The sequence below is a fragment of the Pseudomonas fluorescens genome, from assembly GCF_902497745.1.
Lineage (GTDB): Bacteria > Pseudomonadota > Gammaproteobacteria > Pseudomonadales > Pseudomonadaceae > Aquipseudomonas > Aquipseudomonas fluorescens_BM.
In genome coordinates, this window is sequence record NZ_CABVHJ010000018.1 from 38,790 (window position 1) to 53,036 (window position 14,247).

The following is a 14,247-nucleotide window of genomic DNA, read 5'->3' on the forward strand; positions in this document are numbered from 1 at the left end:
TGTGGTGGAGAATGTTCCAGGCACAAAAAAGCCGCGTATCAAACGCGGCTTTTTCTTGGGCGTAACGCTTACACGTTGAAGCGGAAGTGCATCACGTCGCCGTCCTTGACGATGTAATCCTTGCCTTCCAGGCGCCACTTACCGGCTTCTTTGGTGCCGGCTTCGCCTTTGTACTGGATGAAGTCGTTGTAGGCGATCACTTCGGCGCGGATGAAGCCCTTCTCGAAGTCGGTGTGGATCACGCCGGCAGCCTGAGGTGCGGTGGCACCGACTTTGACGGTCCAGGCGCGGACTTCTTCGACACCGGCGGTGAAGTAGGTCTGCAGGTGCAGCATTTCGTAGCCGGCGCGGATCACGCGGTTCAGGCCAGGTTCTTCCAGGCCCAGGGCCTCAAGGAACATGTCCTTCTCTTCGCCGTCATCGAGCTCGGCGATTTCTGCTTCGATCTTGTTGCAGACTGGAACGACCATCGCGCCTTCTTCTTCGGCAATGGCACGAACCACGTCCAGGTGCGGGTTGTTCTCGAAACCGTCTTCAGCGACGTTGGCGATGTACATGACCGGCTTGGTGGTCAGCAGGTGGAAGCCCTTGATCACGGCTTTTTCATCCGCGCTCATGTTCTTCATCAGGCTGCGTGCAGGCTTGGCTTCGGTGAAGTGCGCGATCAGTTGCTCAAGCAGACCCTTCTGAACCACAGCGTCCTTGTCACCACCCTTGGCGTTGCGCGCAACTTTCTGCAGTTGCTTCTCGCAGCTGTCGAGGTCGGCGAAGATCAGTTCCAGGTCGATGATTTCGATGTCGCGTTTCGGGTCAACGCTGTTGGAAACGTGGATCACGTTTTCGTCTTCGAAGCAGCGCACGACGTGAGCAATGGCGTCGGTTTCGCGGATGTTGGCGAGGAACTTGTTGCCCAGGCCTTCACCTTTCGAGGCGCCGGCAACCAGGCCAGCGATGTCGACGAATTCCATGGTGGTCGGCAGGATACGCTTCGGATTGACGATGGCCGCCAGTGCTTCCAGACGCGGATCGGGCATCGGCACGATGCCGCTGTTCGGCTCGATGGTGCAGAAGGGGAAGTTCTCAGCCGCGATACCGGATTTGGTCAGGGCGTTGAACAGGGTGGACTTGCCGACGTTAGGCAGGCCGACGATGCCGCAATTGAATCCCATGGTGTTTCCCCTCGGAGTAGAGTCAGGCCTTCTGGCTGTGCAGGTTTTTCATCGCGCGGTTCCATTCACCGGCGAGGATATCCGGCAGCACGCCGAGGGCAAAGTCGATGCTGGCATCGAGTTTTTCCTGTTCGGCGCGTGGCGCACGACCCAGGACGAAATTTGAAACCATACTGGCAACACCCGGGTGGCCAATGCCAAGCCGCAGGCGGTAGAACGTATTCTGATTGCCCAGTTGCGCAATGATGTCGCGCAACCCGTTGTGACCGCCATGGCCGCCGCCCTGCTTGAGCTTGGCAACGCCCGGAGGCAAGTCGAGTTCGTCATGCGCCACCAGAATTTCTTCAGGCTTGATGCGGAAGAAACCGGCGAGTGCCGCCACGGCCTGGCCGCTGCGGTTCATGTAGGTGGTGGGAATCAGCAGACGAACATCCTGACCCTGATGCGAATAGCGCCCGGTCAGGCCGAAATATTTGCGATCGGCGACAAGGTTGACACCTTGTGCGTCAGCGATGCGCTCAACAAAAAGGGCCCCTGCGTTATGCCGGGTCTGGTCGTATTCGGCGCCTGGATTTCCCAGGCCAACGATCAGTTTGATGGCAGTCACGATAGGGGCCCTTCCTTTGAGTGGTGAGTAACATCGCCGCGATCAGGCAAAGCGGCGAAAGTGGACGAAAAATGCTCATTTACCATGGATGTAAACTCCGCGTTCTCGCCCGCTTTCTCGCTACGTTCCAGTCCGCGATGTTACTTGCTCACTCAGGCTAAACAGAGTGAATTACTCTGCTGCGCCTTCTTCGGTAGCTTCTGGAGCAACGCGTGGAGCGTGTACGTTTGCAACAGCTTTGTCGTCACCGTGAGCCAGTGCAACGAACTCAACGCCTTTAGGGGCTTTGATGTCGGACAGGTGGACGATTGCGCCGATTTCCAGAGCCGACAGGTCGACTTCGATGAACTCAGGCAGATCTTTCGGCAGGCAAGTTACTTCGATTTCGTTCAGGACGTGCGAGATCTCGCCGCCTTTCTTGACCGGAGCTTCTTCACCAACAAAGTGCACAGGCACGATAGCGGTCAGTTTCTGGCCGGCTACGACACGTACGAAGTCAGCGTGCAGAACGTGACCCTTGGACGGGTGACGTTGCAGAGCTTTGATGATGACGTTCTGCTTTTTGCCGCCAACGTTCAGTTCGATAACGTGGCTGTAGGCAGCTTCGTTTTCGAGCAGTTTGGCAACTTCTTTGGCCAGCATGCTGATGGATTCAGGGGCTTTTTCGCCACCGTAAACAACAGCTGGAACCAGAGCGGCGAGACGACGCAGGCGGCGGCTCGCACCTTTCCCCAGGTCGGAACGCACTTCAGCATTCAGAGTAAAATCGTTCATTTTGTATCTCCAAAATAGCCATGACCGAGTGGCGTTTGCGACCAGCGCCAAACACGGTATGGGCAAAAAAGCCCCGCCCCGGCAGGAATGCCGGGGCGGGGCGCTTTTCGTCAACGAGACATTTCGCGAAGGGCAGGGCCCTTAACGGAACATCGCGCTGATCGATTCTTCATTGCTGATGCGGCGAACCGCTTCGGCAACAACCGGTGCGATATCCAGTTGACGGATACGTGCACAGGCTTGTGCTGCAGCGGACAGCGGGATGGTGTTAGTCACCACCAGCTCGTCCAGCACGGAATTTTCGATATTCTCGATGGCCCGACCCGACAGCACAGGGTGTGTGCAGTAGGCAAAGACCTTGGCTGCACCATGCTCTTTCAGGGCCTTGGCCGCGTGGCACAGAGTGCCGGCGGTATCGACCATGTCATCGACCAGAATGCAGGTACGCCCTTCGACATCACCGATGATATGCATCACTTCAGAGTGATTGGCTTTCTCACGGCGTTTGTCGATGATCCCGAGATCCACGCCCAGGGATTTGGCAACGGCACGTGCACGCACGACGCCACCAATGTCCGGGGACACGATCATCAGGTTTTCGAAGCGCTGATCTTCAATGTCATCCACCAGAACCGGGGAGCCGTAGATGTTATCTACCGGAATATCGAAGAAACCCTGAATCTGGTCAGCATGCAGATCAACCGTGAGAACACGGTCGATGCCGACTACGGTAAGCATGTCAGCAACGACTTTCGCGCTGATAGCCACACGTGCGGAACGCGGACGGCGATCCTGACGGGCATAACCAAAATAAGGAATAACAGCAGTGATACGAGTAGCCGAGGAGCGGCGGAAGGCATCAGCCATCACTACCAGTTCCATCAGGTTATCGTTGGTCGGAGCGCAAGTCGGCTGAATAATGAAAACGTCTTTACCGCGAACGTTTTCATTGATCTCGGCTGTAATTTCGCCGTCGGAGAATTTACCGACAGAGATGTCACCGAGAGGGATATGCAGCTGACGTACAACACGCCGAGCCAGATCGGGGTTAGCATTCCCCGTAAAGACCATCATCTTGGACACGCGCAGTACCTAGAGGCTGAGGGTAACCTGGATGAGTATAGAAAATGGCAGGGGCGGCTGGATTCGAACCAACGCATGGCAGGATCAAAACCTGCTGCCTTACCGCTTGGCGACGCCCCTGTATCTGTTGCATCAAGTGCCGAGCACCTGGTTCCTTTAGAGCAGACTTTGCAGCTTGCGGTGCAACATCGAAACGTTGCTGCCTTTGGCTACAAACCCTGTAAGGGTCTCTGTCAGAAGGGCCGAGACTTTATCAGCTTCAGCTTTGCTTGGGAAGCCCCCAAACACACAACTTCCAGTTCCGGTGAGTTTTGCTTCGGTAAATTTACCTAACAAATCCAATGCGTTACGTACTTCTGGATAACGCCTTGCAACCACCGGCAAGCAGTCATTTCGACTGTTTCCCTCGGGAACGGGGCGCACTTTAATGGGCGGCGTGTTACGTGTCAACAAAGGATCGGAAAAAATTTCTGCCGTACTAACAGAGACTTGCGGCACGAGCACCAGATACCACGGTTCTTCGGGATCGACCGGGGTCAGTTTCTCGCCCACGCCCTCGGCAAAAGCCGCGTGACCACGGACGAAAACCGGTACGTCGGCGCCGAGTGTCAGGCCCAGTGCGGCCAGGCGATCTTCATCCCAACCCAGTTGCCACAAATGATTCAGGCCGAGCAAAGTCGTCGCCGCGTTCGAGCTACCGCCACCGATGCCGCCGCCCATGGGCAGGACTTTATCAATCCAGATATCGATGCCGAGCGTGCAACCGGACTGTTGCTGGAGCATTTTTGCTGCACGCACGATCAGGTTGCTGTCATGCGGCACGCCGACGAACTCGGTGTGCAGTTGAATCACACCGTCATCACGCACGGCAAAAGTGATTTCATCGCCGTAATCGACAAACTGAAACAGCGTCTGCAACTCGTGGTAACCGTCTTCACGACGACCGAGAATGTGCAGCATCAGATTGAGTTTGGCCGGCGAGGGCAGGGTCAGACGTGCAGCGGTCATGCGTTATTGCCCCAACTTGCGCGGTTGCCAGGTCTTGATCACCAGCGTGACGTCGAGGTCGGTGCCGTGCAGCTTGATGCGCTCGGGCAACCAGTAACCATTTTGTTCGGTGTAAGCGGTGTATTCGACTTTCCAGCCATCCTGTTCGAGGTTGGCCAGACGGCTGTCGGCGTCCAGATTCAGGCGACTTTTACTGTCGGGAGCCGGCAGACCACGGACCCACCAGGCCAGATTCGACACCGGCAGTTTCCAGCCGAGCTGTTCTTCGAGCAGGGCTTCCGGGGACTGCGATTCATAGCGACCCTGGTTGGCGACTTCCAGCGACACCTTGCCCGGACGCCCGGTCAAACGTGCCGCGCCACGACCCAGCGGGCCGGACAGGCGAATGTCGTAATAGTCCTGACGCTGCAGCCAGAACAACGTGCCGCTACCGGAATCTTTCGGTGCGCGGATGCCGATCTTGCCGTCGATCTGCCAGCCATCGAGGCCGCTCAGCTGTTGTTTGTTCGCGGCCCATTGAGCCGGGCTGCCGTGGCCCTCGACCGATTCGCGAGTGCCAAAACCCGAGCAGCCAGCGAGCAGGGCGATGAAGCTGAAAACAATAACGTGGCGCAAAAACATGAGTTAAAGAGTCTCGGATCCGGTCAGGCGCTTGATGGTGCTGCGCAGAATGGTGCTGTCGGGCTGATCCTTGAGGAATTTGCCCCAGATTTGTTTGGCTTCACGCTGGTTGCCCTTGGTCCACAACACTTCACCGAGGTGCGCGGCGACTTCGTGATCAGGGAAACGCTCCAGCGCCTGACGCAGATATTTCTCGGCGTCGTCCAGATTGCCCAGGCGGTAGTTCACCCAGCCGAGGCTGTCGAGTACGGCCGGGTCTTCCGGATTGATCTGATGCGCCTGCTCGATCAGCGCCTTGGCTTCAGCGTAGCGTGTGGTGCGGTCGGACAGGGTGTAGCCCAAAGCATTGAGTGCCATGGCGTTGTCCGGATCGCGCTTGATGATCAGGCGCAGGTCTTTTTCCATCTGCGCCAGGTCATTGCGTTTTTCCGCGAGCATGGCCCGGGTGTACAGCAGATTCAGATCGTCCGGATACTGCTGCAAGGCTGTCTGCAAGACTTTCCAAGCCTTGTCGTCCTGCTTGTTGGCCGACAGGGTTTCCGATTCGATCAGGTACAGCTGGATCGCATAGTCCGGTTGCTCGTCGCGTTGGGCGGCGAGTTTGCTTTGCGCTTCTGCGGTCTTGCCGTTGTTCATCAGAATATCGGCCTGACGCAATTGCGCCGGCAGATAATCGTTACCCGGGCCGACCTGGGCGTACTCGATGAGCGCGCCTTGCGGGTCGTTGCGTTCTTCAGCGATGCGCCCTAGGTTCAGGTGCGCCGAATCGACATGGCTTTCGCGAGCGATCAGGTCTTCCAAGTAACCTTTGGCCTCGTCCCACGCTTTGGCTTCCAGGCAGACCAAGGCCAGCGAGTAACGCAGTTCGTCGTCTTCCGGGTATTGCTGAACCAGGCTGGAGAACTCGGCCTTGGCGTCGTCCATCCGATCCTGTTCAACCAGCATGCGCGCGTAAGTCAGGCGCAGACGCTTGTCGTCCGGGTACTTCTTGATGCTTTTTTGCAGCAATGGCAGCGCTTCGTCGCCACGGTTCAGCAATTGCAGCAGGCGTGCACGGAGGAGAATCGGGGCAATTTCGCCTTCTTCCGGCGGGTGATCTTCGAGCAATGCCAGTGCGGCTTTGTTGTCGCCGTCCTGTTGCAGGAGCAGGGCCTTGCCGAAAATCAGCTGGCTGTTGTTCGGATGGCGCTGCAACAAACGGTCAAAACTTTTCATCAGGCCGTTGCGGGTTTCCTGATCGGTATCGGCGGCCGACAGCGCGAGAAAGTCGAAATGAGTGTCGCCCTTGCCCTGCAGGACTTTCTCCATATAGACCATGGAGTCGTCGTAACGCCCGGCGCGTGCCAGTTGCACGGCGGCGGCGCGTTGCGCTTCGAGGTCGTCCGGGGCGTTTTTTGCCCAGATCAGCGCGGTATCGAGGGCCGGTTGATCGGCGCCCAGATATTCGGCAATGCGGAATGCGCGTTCGGAGACGCCCGGATCCTGGGTATTGATGGCCTGGGTCACGTAGTTGTCCAGGGCAATATCGAAACGATTGCGCTGGCCAGCGAGTTCGGCGCTCAACAGACTGAAAACGGTTTCCTCGCTGAACGAGCTGTAAACCTTGGGCTTTTCAGGCGCGGGCGTGGTGTCTTCAACCGACGGCGTACCGTCCGGCGAAACGGGAGCCAAGGCCTGGCAGCCGCTGAGGAAGACAAAAGCGAGGAGCAACGCGGAAGATCTATTCATATAGGAAGAGGACGACTAACCTGCGGTCGGATCATCATGACACAAGCCTTCGGCCAAACATAACCGTAGGAGCTGCCGAAGGCTGCGATCTTTTGATCTTGCTGGTGATTCGAAAAACCACAATCAAAAGATCGCAGCCTGCGGCAGCTCCTGCAAGGAACCAAATTGTGCCCATTATAGGGACTGACGATTGGGACAATAGTCAGCGGTAGTTGTTCTGAATCTTTCGAAGTAGGACAATTGCCGGCTTCACGTCACCATCAGCGACCTTGAATGGCCTTCCTTGCACTCGGTATCAACCACAAGACTGCGTCAGTAGACGTCCGCGAGCGCGTGGCTTTTACTCCTGAACAGCTGGTGGAGGCCTTGCAGCAGCTCTGCCGACTGACCGACAGCCGCGAAGCTGCGATCCTCTCCACCTGCAATCGCAGTGAGCTTTATATAGAACAGGATCAGCTTTCTGCCGATATCGTGCTGCGCTGGCTGGCCGACTATCACCATTTAAGCCTCGATGAGCTGCGCGCGAGTGCTTATGTGCATGAAGATGATGCGGCAGTTCGTCACATGATGCGCGTCGCCTCCGGGCTCGACTCGCTGGTGCTGGGCGAACCGCAGATTCTCGGTCAGATGAAATCGGCCTATGCCGTGGCCCGTGAGGCCGGCACCATCGGCCCGCTGCTGGGGCGACTGTTTCAAGCGACATTCAATGCCGCCAAGCAGGTGCGCACCGACACTGCCATCGGTGAAAACCCGGTATCGGTGGCGTTTGCCGCGGTCAGCCTGGCGAAACAGATTTTCAGTGATTTGCAGCGCAGTCAGGCTCTGCTGATCGGCGCCGGCGAGACCATTACCCTGGTCGCCCGTCATTTGCACGAGCTGGGCGTCAAGCGCATCGTCGTTGCCAACCGCACGCTGGAACGCGCCAGTCTGCTGGCCGAACAGTTTGGTGCTCACGCGGTGTTGCTGTCGGACATCCCGGCAGAACTGGTACGCAGCGACATCGTGATCAGTTCGACTGCCAGTCAGTTGCCGATTCTCGGCAAGGGCGCGGTCGAGAGTGCGCTGAAGCTGCGCAAGCACAAACCGATCTTCATGGTCGACATCGCCGTTCCCCGCGATATCGAGCCGGAAGTCGGCGAGTTGGACGACGTTTACCTCTACAGCGTCGACGATCTCCACGAAGTAGTCGCCGAAAACCTCAAGAGCCGTCAGGGTGCAGCGCAAGCCGCCGAAGAGATGGTTTCGGTCGGCGCCGACGATTTCATGGTGCGCCTGCGCGAGCTGGCGGCGGTCGACGTGCTCAAGGCCTATCGTCAACAGAGCGAACGCCTGCGCGACGAGGAACTGCAAAAGGCCCTGCGTCTGCTGGCCAACGGCGGCAACGCTGAAGACGTGCTCGGGCAACTGGCCCGTGGCCTGACCAATAAACTGTTGCATGCCCCGAGCGTGCAGCTGAAAAAGCTTTCTGCCGAAGGCCGCCTCGATGCGCTGGCCATGGCCCAGGAACTCTTTGCCCTTGAGGGCTCACCGGATAGTTTTTCGGATAAAAAACCGCAATGAAAGCGTCACTGCTCAACAAGCTGGATGTCCTCCAGGACCGTTTCGAGGAACTGACCGCGCTGCTCGGCGACGGCGAAGTCATTGCCGATCAGACCCGGTTCCGCGCCTATTCCAAGGAATACGCCGAACTCGAGCCGGTCGTGCAGGCCTATAAAAAGCTGCTCAGCGTACAAAGCGATCTTGAAGGTGCCCAGGCGCTGCTCAAGGACAGCGACCCGGACATGCGTGAAATGGCCGTGGAAGAAGTCCGCGAAGCCAAGGAATTGCTGATCACCCTGGAAGGCGATCTGCAACGCATGTTGCTGCCCAAGGATCCGAATGACGGGCGTAACGTCTTTCTCGAAATTCGTGCCGGTACCGGTGGCGACGAGGCGGCGATCTTCTCTGGCGACCTGTTCCGCATGTACTCGCGTTACGCCGAGCGACGTGGCTGGCGCGTGGAGATCCTTTCGGCAAACGAAGGCGAACACGGTGGCTATAAAGAAGTCATCGCCCGCATCGAAGGCGACAACGTTTACGGCAAGCTGAAGTTCGAATCCGGCGCACACCGCGTACAGCGTGTACCCGCCACCGAATCCCAGGGCCGTATCCACACCTCGGCCTGCACCGTGGCGGTGTTACCCGAGCCGGACGAGCGCGAAGCCATCGAGATCAATCCGGCGGATTTGCGCGTCGACACTTACCGCTCCTCCGGGGCCGGTGGTCAGCACGTCAACACCACCGACTCGGCGATCCGCATCACGCACATACCGACCGGTACCGTCGTCGAATGTCAGGAAGAACGTTCCCAGCACAAGAACCGCGCCCGGGCGATGGCCTGGCTGTCGGCCAAACTCAACGATCAGCAAAACGCAGCGGCGGCGAACGCCATCGCCAGCGAGCGTAAATTGCTGGTCGGTTCCGGCGACCGTTCCGAGCGCATTCGCACCTATAACTTTGCCCAAGGCCGGGTGACAGACCATCGCGTCAACCTGACCCTGTACTCGCTGGACGAAATTCTTGCCGGTGGCGTTGAAGCAGTGATCGAGCCGTTGCTGGCTGAACACCAGGCTGACCAACTCGCAGCGATAGGTGAATAAATGACCATCATCGCCAGCCTGTTGCGCGCCGCCGAACTGCCGGACTCGCCCACCGCACGTCTGGACGCCGAGTTGCTACTGGCGGCGGCGTTGGGCAAGTCACGCAGCTTTCTGCACACCTGGCCCGAGCGCATCGTGCCGAGTGACGCGGCGCTGACGTTCGCCGAATACTTGCAACGTCGCCGTGGCGGTGAGCCGGTGGCCTATATTCTCGGTCAGCAGGGTTTCTGGAAACTCGATCTGGAAGTCGCGCCGCACACGCTGATCCCGCGCCCGGACACCGAATTGCTGGTGGAAGCGGCGCTGGAATTACTCCCCGCGACGCCGGCCAAAGTACTCGATCTCGGCACGGGCAGTGGCGCGATTGCTTTGGCCTTGGCCAGCGAGCGTCCGGGGTGGAAAGTCACTGCGGTGGATCGCGTGCTCGAAGCCGTGGCCCTCGCTGAACGTAATCGTCAGCGTCTGCATTTGAACAACGCCACGGTCCTGAGCAGCCATTGGTTCAGCGCGCTGGAAGATCAGCGTTTCCAGTTGATCATCAGCAACCCGCCGTACATTGCTGCCGCCGATCCGCATCTGGTCGAAGGCGATGTGCGTTTCGAACCGGCCAGTGCGCTGGTCGCCGGTGAAGACGGGCTCGATGATCTGCGCTTGATCGTTGCGCAGGCGCCGGATCACCTGGAGGCCGCTGGCTGGTTGATGCTCGAGCACGGCTATGATCAAGCCGAAGCCGTCCGCGACTTGCTGCTCACGCGCGGTTTCGAAGAAGTCCACAGCCGCACCGATCTGGGCGGTCATCAACGCATCAGTCTGGGGCGCCTGCCGTGCTGAATGATCAGGAGTTGCTGCGCTACAGCCGGCAGATTCTGCTGCAACACATCGACATCGACGGGCAATTGAAGCTCAAGGACAGTCGCGTGCTGATCGTCGGCCTTGGCGGTCTCGGTGCGCCGGTTGCCTTGTATCTGGCCGCGGCGGGTGTCGGTGAAATGCATCTGGCGGATTTCGACACGGTCGATCTGACCAACCTGCAACGCCAGATCATCCATGACACCGACAGCGTCGGCATGAGCAAGGTCGACTCGGCGCTCAAGCGTCTGACCGCGATCAATCCAGAAATCCAACTGATCCCTCATCGTCAGGCGCTGGACGAGGATTCTCTCGCCGCAGCCGTGGCAGCGGTGGATCTGGTGCTCGACTGTTCCGATAATTTCTCCACCCGCGAAGCGGTCAACGCTGCGTGTGTAGCTGCGTGTAAACCGTTGGTCAGCGGCGCGGCGATTCGACTCGAAGGGCAGTTGTCGGTGTTCGACCCGCGTCGCGCCGAGAGCCCCTGCTACCACTGCTTGTACGGGCACGGCAGCGAAGCCGAACTGACCTGCAGCGAGGCCGGTGTGGTCGGTCCGCTGGTCGGTCTGGTCGGCAGCCTGCAGGCGCTGGAAGCCTTGAAGGTGCTGGTCGGTTTCGGCGAACCGCTGGTGGGGCGCCTGCTGTTGATCGATGCCTTGGGTTCGCGTTTCCGCGAGCTGCGCGTCAAGCGTGATCCGGGTTGCAGCGTTTGTGGTTCGCGCCATGCGTGAAGCGCCGATCGGCGTGTTCGACTCCGGCGTCGGCGGCTTGTCGGTGCTGGCGGAAATCCAGCGTTTGCTGCCCAATGAATCGCTGCTCTATGTCGCTGATTGCGGGCACATTCCCTACGGAGAGAAAACCCCGGAGTTCATCCGCCAGCGCTGCAGTGTGATGGCCGGGTTTTTCCGTGAGCAGGGTGCCAAGGCCTTGGTGCTGGCCTGCAATACGGCCACGGTTGCCGGCGTTGCCGATTTGCGCCGCGACTTTCCTGACTGGCCGATTGTCGGCATGGAGCCTGCGGTCAAACCTGCCGCCGCCGCGACCCGCAGCGGTGTGGTCGGCGTGCTCGCCACCACCGGCACGTTGCAGAGCGCCAAGTTCGCTGCGTTGCTGGATCGTTTCGCCACTGACGTTCGCGTAATCACCCAGCCGTGTCCCGGCCTGGTCGAGTTGATTGAAAGCGGCGATCTGCATAGCGCCGAGTTGCGCCAGTTGCTGCAAGGCTATGTCGAGCCGCTGTTGGCCAGCGGTTGCGACACGATTATTCTGGGCTGCACCCACTATCCCTTTCTCAAGCCGATGCTCAAGTCGATGATCCCTGCGGACATCAGCCTGATCGATACCGGTGCTGCTGTAGCGCGGCAACTTCAGCGCCTTTTGGCAGAGCGCGATTTGCTCGCTGCCGGCCCGAACCAGCCGGTCAGATTCTGGACCAGTGCTGATCCCGCGTATTTCAAAAACATCCTGCCACTGCTCGGACAAAACGCTGGCGAAGTACAAAACTTCGACTTGTAAAAAAATTGTGAAATAACTAAAAAATCAGCTGAACTTCTGAGCAGGCGCTAGCTTCTATAGCGAAGAGTTATCTAGAAAACCAAACGATCGTTCCGGAAAAGGAAGTTTCAACGTGAAGCGACTATTCTGCTTGGCCGCGATTGCGGCCGCACTGATGGGGCAAAGTATTACTGCACAAGCGGCAGGTGTTGAGTTTGCGGTGGGGGCCACTAGCGATTCGACCATGACGTACCGTTTGGGCATGAATTTCGACTGGGACAAGAGCTGGCTGCAAAGTGACGTCGGTCGCCTGACCGGTTACTGGAGCGGGGCTTACACCTACTGGGAGGGTGACAAGACCTCCAGTAACAACAGCTTGTCGTTCTCGCCGGTATTCGTTTACGAGTTCGCCGGTCAGTCGGTGAAACCGTATGTCGAAGCGGGGATTGGCGTGGCGGCGTTCTCCAATACCAAGTACGAATCCAACAATCTCGGCGGTTCTTTCCAGTTTGAAGACCGCCTCGGTTTTGGTCTGCGTTTCAATGGCGGGCATGAAGTCGGGATTCGTGCGACGCACTATTCCAACGCCGGCCTGGCCAGTGACAACGACGGTGTAGAAAGTTACGCGCTGCATTACACGATGCCGTTGTAACGGATACACGCCTCACCCCTGTGGGAGCGAGCTTGCTCGCGAAAGCTATTTCATATTCAACGATGATGTTGAATGAAAGACCGCCTTCGCGAGCAAGCTCGCTCCCACAGTTGTTTTCAGTGAACTCAAAAATCAGCGGTAGGCGGTCGTGATGCCTTTGCGTTCTTCAATGCACTCCGGCGCGCCCATTTCGAACTCGCGGCAAATCAGCGGACGCTTTTCGTAAATCGTGCACATCATCGTGTCGCGATCCAGCGCCGCACACCAACCGTCGTCCAGACGCAACATCACCTCGCCGCCCCATTCATCGGTATCGATAAAGCGATCAGGCACGCCAGTGTCGGTGATCAGCATCACTTCGAGCTGACAGCAGCAGGCTGCGCAGGTCGAGCAGGTGACGGCAGGCTCGGTGATTTGCTGGTGGGGAATGGTTTTCATGGCGGCAGTGTAAGGCAGTGGCGGTCGTGCGTGTGAAAGGTCTGACAGACGCTCAGTGCGCCAGCCGCCGCGCCATCGCATGCAGTAGCGGAAACAGCAGCGCCCAGAGCAGGCCGATGCCGATCAGTGTCGGCAGTTCACCATAGGGAAATTGCACTCCGGCCAAGCGTCCGCCAGCGTAATACGATAGCGCACCGCCAACTGCGCCCAGCACACTGGCCAGCCACCACGGCCGGGCGCTCCAGGCCAGGCAATGGCGCAAGGTGGTTGCGAGTAATGCCCAGAGCAACATCAGCCACAGCGGAATCAGCGGCGATTGATCCTGAAACTCGAACACCCCAACACCACGCAACACACTGTCCACCGCCGTGCCGACAATCACCACGCTCAAAATCAAACGGCCTTCAGCCGCCCAACTGCTGATCCAGCGCAGATGAATCACCAGCACCGCCAACGCCAGCAACAACCACAAGCTGTTGCCGCCGAGTACGCAGGTCAGCCAGCCGAGCTGGAACAGCACGGCATTGGCAACACGCTCAAGCATCGAAACGCCCGAGCAACGGCGCGGTCATCGCTGCCGGTTTGGCCAGCAACAGTTGCGCGGTGCCGATGGTGCGTTCGAGAAAACCGCCTTCGCAGTAGCACAGGTAAAACTCCCACAGGCGCAGGAAATAATCGTCGTAGCCCAACTCGCTCAAGCGACCGTGGGCGCGGCGGAAGTTCTCGTGCCACAAGCGCAGGGTGCGTGCGTAGTGCAGGCCGAAATCTTCCATGTGCAGCAGGTTCATGTCGGTGTCGCGGCTGACCACTTCGAGCATTTTCTGCACGCAGGGCAGGGCGCCGCCGGGAAAAATGTAACGCTGGATAAAGTCGACGCCGCGCTTGGCTTGTTCGTAGCGTTGTTCGCGAATGGTGATCGCCTGGATCAGCATCAGGCCGTTACTCTTGAGCAAGTGCGCGCATTGTTTGAAGTAGGTCGGCAGGAAGCGGTGACCGACCGCTTCGATCATTTCGATCGACACCAGTTTGTCGTATTCGCCGGTGAGGTCGCGGTAGTCCTTGAGCAGCAGCGTGACCCGATCCTGCAAGCCCAGCTGTTCGATGCGTTGTGCGGTAAACGCGTACTGTTCTTTCGACAGTGTGGTGGTGGTTACACGGCAACCGTAATTTTGAGCAGCATAGAGC

At 58.6% G+C, this 14,247-nt stretch carries 16 protein-coding genes and 1 tRNA gene; 6 read left to right on the forward strand and 11 right to left on the reverse strand.

From position 1 onward, the window contains the following. Window positions 1–68: 68 nt before the first annotated feature. The 8 genes from ychF to F8N44_RS23770 all read right to left on the reverse strand — a co-directional run bounded on the left by ychF (window position 69) and on the right by F8N44_RS23770 (window position 6,990). Complete coding sequence (gene ychF, locus F8N44_RS23735; RefSeq protein ID WP_150652010.1) at window positions 69–1,169, reverse strand: redox-regulated ATPase YchF; 1,101 nt, start codon at window positions 1,167–1,169, stop codon at window positions 69–71. A 22-nt stretch (window positions 1,170–1,191) separates the two neighbouring features. Next, the gene (pth, locus tag F8N44_RS23740) at window positions 1,192–1,776 is read right to left on the reverse strand and encodes an aminoacyl-tRNA hydrolase (RefSeq protein WP_007912902.1); all 585 of its coding nucleotides are present in this window, start codon (window positions 1,774–1,776) and stop codon (window positions 1,192–1,194) included. 171 nt (window positions 1,777–1,947) lie between these two features. After that, window positions 1,948–2,550, reverse strand: coding sequence for a 50S ribosomal protein L25/general stress protein Ctc (locus F8N44_RS23745; protein ID WP_034156037.1), 603 nt, complete (start codon window positions 2,548–2,550; stop codon window positions 1,948–1,950). A gap of 141 nt (window positions 2,551–2,691) precedes the next feature. Beyond that, window positions 2,692–3,633 (reverse strand): ribose-phosphate pyrophosphokinase, encoded by a 942-nt coding sequence (locus F8N44_RS23750; protein WP_003171603.1) that lies wholly within the window; start codon window positions 3,631–3,633, stop codon window positions 2,692–2,694. A 45-nt stretch (window positions 3,634–3,678) separates the two neighbouring features. Next, window positions 3,679–3,753: transfer RNA gene (locus tag F8N44_RS23755), tRNA-Gln, on the reverse strand. Between the two features lie 36 nt (window positions 3,754–3,789). Beyond that, window positions 3,790–4,641, reverse strand: a complete 852-nt coding sequence (ispE, locus tag F8N44_RS23760; RefSeq protein ID WP_150652011.1) for a 4-(cytidine 5'-diphospho)-2-C-methyl-D-erythritol kinase — start codon at window positions 4,639–4,641, stop codon at window positions 3,790–3,792. Window positions 4,642–4,644: 3 nt separating this feature from the next. Beyond that, window positions 4,645–5,262 carry a lipoprotein insertase outer membrane protein LolB gene (gene lolB, locus F8N44_RS23765; protein WP_141127536.1) on the reverse strand — a complete coding sequence of 206 codons (618 nt, stop codon included), beginning with the start codon at window positions 5,260–5,262 and terminating at the stop codon, window positions 4,645–4,647. Between the two features lie 3 nt (window positions 5,263–5,265). After that, window positions 5,266–6,990: a tetratricopeptide repeat protein gene (locus F8N44_RS23770; RefSeq protein WP_150652012.1), complete on the reverse strand. Its 1,725-nt coding sequence runs from the start codon at window positions 6,988–6,990 to the stop codon at window positions 5,266–5,268. Window positions 6,991–7,263: 273 nt separating this feature from the next. Between F8N44_RS23770 and hemA the strand changes: the two genes are divergently transcribed. From hemA to F8N44_RS23800, 6 genes are all read left to right on the forward strand, one after another. Continuing rightward, window positions 7,264–8,550, forward strand: a complete 1,287-nt coding sequence (gene hemA / locus F8N44_RS23775) for a glutamyl-tRNA reductase (RefSeq protein ID WP_007951716.1) — start codon at window positions 7,264–7,266, stop codon at window positions 8,548–8,550. Beyond that, complete coding sequence (gene prfA / locus F8N44_RS23780) at window positions 8,547–9,629, forward strand: peptide chain release factor 1 (protein WP_127929756.1); 1,083 nt, start codon at window positions 8,547–8,549, stop codon at window positions 9,627–9,629. Before hemA ends, prfA begins: the two co-directional genes overlap by 4 nt. After that, a complete protein-coding gene (gene prmC / locus F8N44_RS23785) occupies window positions 9,630–10,460 on the forward strand; it encodes a peptide chain release factor N(5)-glutamine methyltransferase (protein WP_150652013.1) in 831 nt (276 codons plus the stop codon). It begins immediately after the preceding gene. Next, window positions 10,454–11,209 (forward strand): molybdopterin-synthase adenylyltransferase MoeB, encoded by a 756-nt coding sequence (locus tag F8N44_RS23790; RefSeq protein WP_150652014.1) that lies wholly within the window; start codon window positions 10,454–10,456, stop codon window positions 11,207–11,209. The genes prmC and F8N44_RS23790 overlap by 7 nt, the downstream gene beginning before the upstream one ends. Continuing rightward, complete coding sequence (murI, locus tag F8N44_RS23795; RefSeq protein WP_150652015.1) at window positions 11,202–11,993, forward strand: glutamate racemase; 792 nt, start codon at window positions 11,202–11,204, stop codon at window positions 11,991–11,993. Before F8N44_RS23790 ends, murI begins: the two co-directional genes overlap by 8 nt. A 112-nt stretch (window positions 11,994–12,105) precedes the next feature. Beyond that, window positions 12,106–12,624 carry an acyloxyacyl hydrolase gene (locus F8N44_RS23800; protein WP_150652016.1) on the forward strand — a complete coding sequence of 173 codons (519 nt, stop codon included), beginning with the start codon at window positions 12,106–12,108 and terminating at the stop codon, window positions 12,622–12,624. A 132-nt stretch (window positions 12,625–12,756) separates the two neighbouring features. Here F8N44_RS23800 and F8N44_RS23805 read toward each other — a convergent pair whose 3' ends face one another. From F8N44_RS23805 to F8N44_RS31855, 3 genes are all read right to left on the reverse strand, one after another. Then, window positions 12,757–13,062, reverse strand: a complete 306-nt coding sequence (locus tag F8N44_RS23805) for a YkgJ family cysteine cluster protein (RefSeq protein WP_077574517.1) — start codon at window positions 13,060–13,062, stop codon at window positions 12,757–12,759. A 52-nt stretch (window positions 13,063–13,114) separates the two neighbouring features. Next, window positions 13,115–13,606 (reverse strand): DUF2878 domain-containing protein, encoded by a 492-nt coding sequence (locus tag F8N44_RS23810; protein WP_150652017.1) that lies wholly within the window; start codon window positions 13,604–13,606, stop codon window positions 13,115–13,117. Beyond that, a partial coding sequence (locus F8N44_RS31855; RefSeq protein WP_224794813.1) for an SAM-dependent methyltransferase occupies window positions 13,599–14,247 on the reverse strand: 649 nt, incomplete at its 5' end. The genes F8N44_RS23810 and F8N44_RS31855, both read right to left, overlap by 8 nt.

Excerpts from the sequence above, each read along its gene's own strand:
- ychF (WP_150652010.1), bottom strand. The coding sequence starts at position 1,169 with ATGGGATTCAATTGCGGCATCGTCGGCCTGCCTAACGTCGGCAAGTCC.
- F8N44_RS23745 (WP_034156037.1), bottom strand. The coding sequence starts at position 2,550 with ATGAACGATTTTACTCTGAATGCTGAAGTGCGTTCCGACCTGGGGAAA.
- ispE (WP_150652011.1), bottom strand. The coding sequence starts at position 4,641 with ATGACCGCTGCACGTCTGACCCTGCCCTCGCCGGCCAAACTCAATCTG.
- lolB (WP_141127536.1), bottom strand. The coding sequence starts at position 5,262 with ATGTTTTTGCGCCACGTTATTGTTTTCAGCTTCATCGCCCTGCTCGCT.
- F8N44_RS23770 (WP_150652012.1), bottom strand. The coding sequence starts at position 6,990 with ATGAATAGATCTTCCGCGTTGCTCCTCGCTTTTGTCTTCCTCAGCGGC.
- hemA (WP_007951716.1), top strand. The coding sequence starts at position 7,264 with ATGGCCTTCCTTGCACTCGGTATCAACCACAAGACTGCGTCAGTAGAC.
- prfA (WP_127929756.1), top strand. The coding sequence starts at position 8,547 with ATGAAAGCGTCACTGCTCAACAAGCTGGATGTCCTCCAGGACCGTTTC.
- prmC (WP_150652013.1), top strand. The coding sequence starts at position 9,630 with ATGACCATCATCGCCAGCCTGTTGCGCGCCGCCGAACTGCCGGACTCG.
- murI (WP_150652015.1), top strand. The coding sequence starts at position 11,202 with ATGCGTGAAGCGCCGATCGGCGTGTTCGACTCCGGCGTCGGCGGCTTG.
- F8N44_RS23805 (WP_077574517.1), bottom strand. The coding sequence starts at position 13,062 with ATGAAAACCATTCCCCACCAGCAAATCACCGAGCCTGCCGTCACCTGC.
- F8N44_RS23810 (WP_150652017.1), bottom strand. The coding sequence starts at position 13,606 with ATGCTTGAGCGTGTTGCCAATGCCGTGCTGTTCCAGCTCGGCTGGCTG.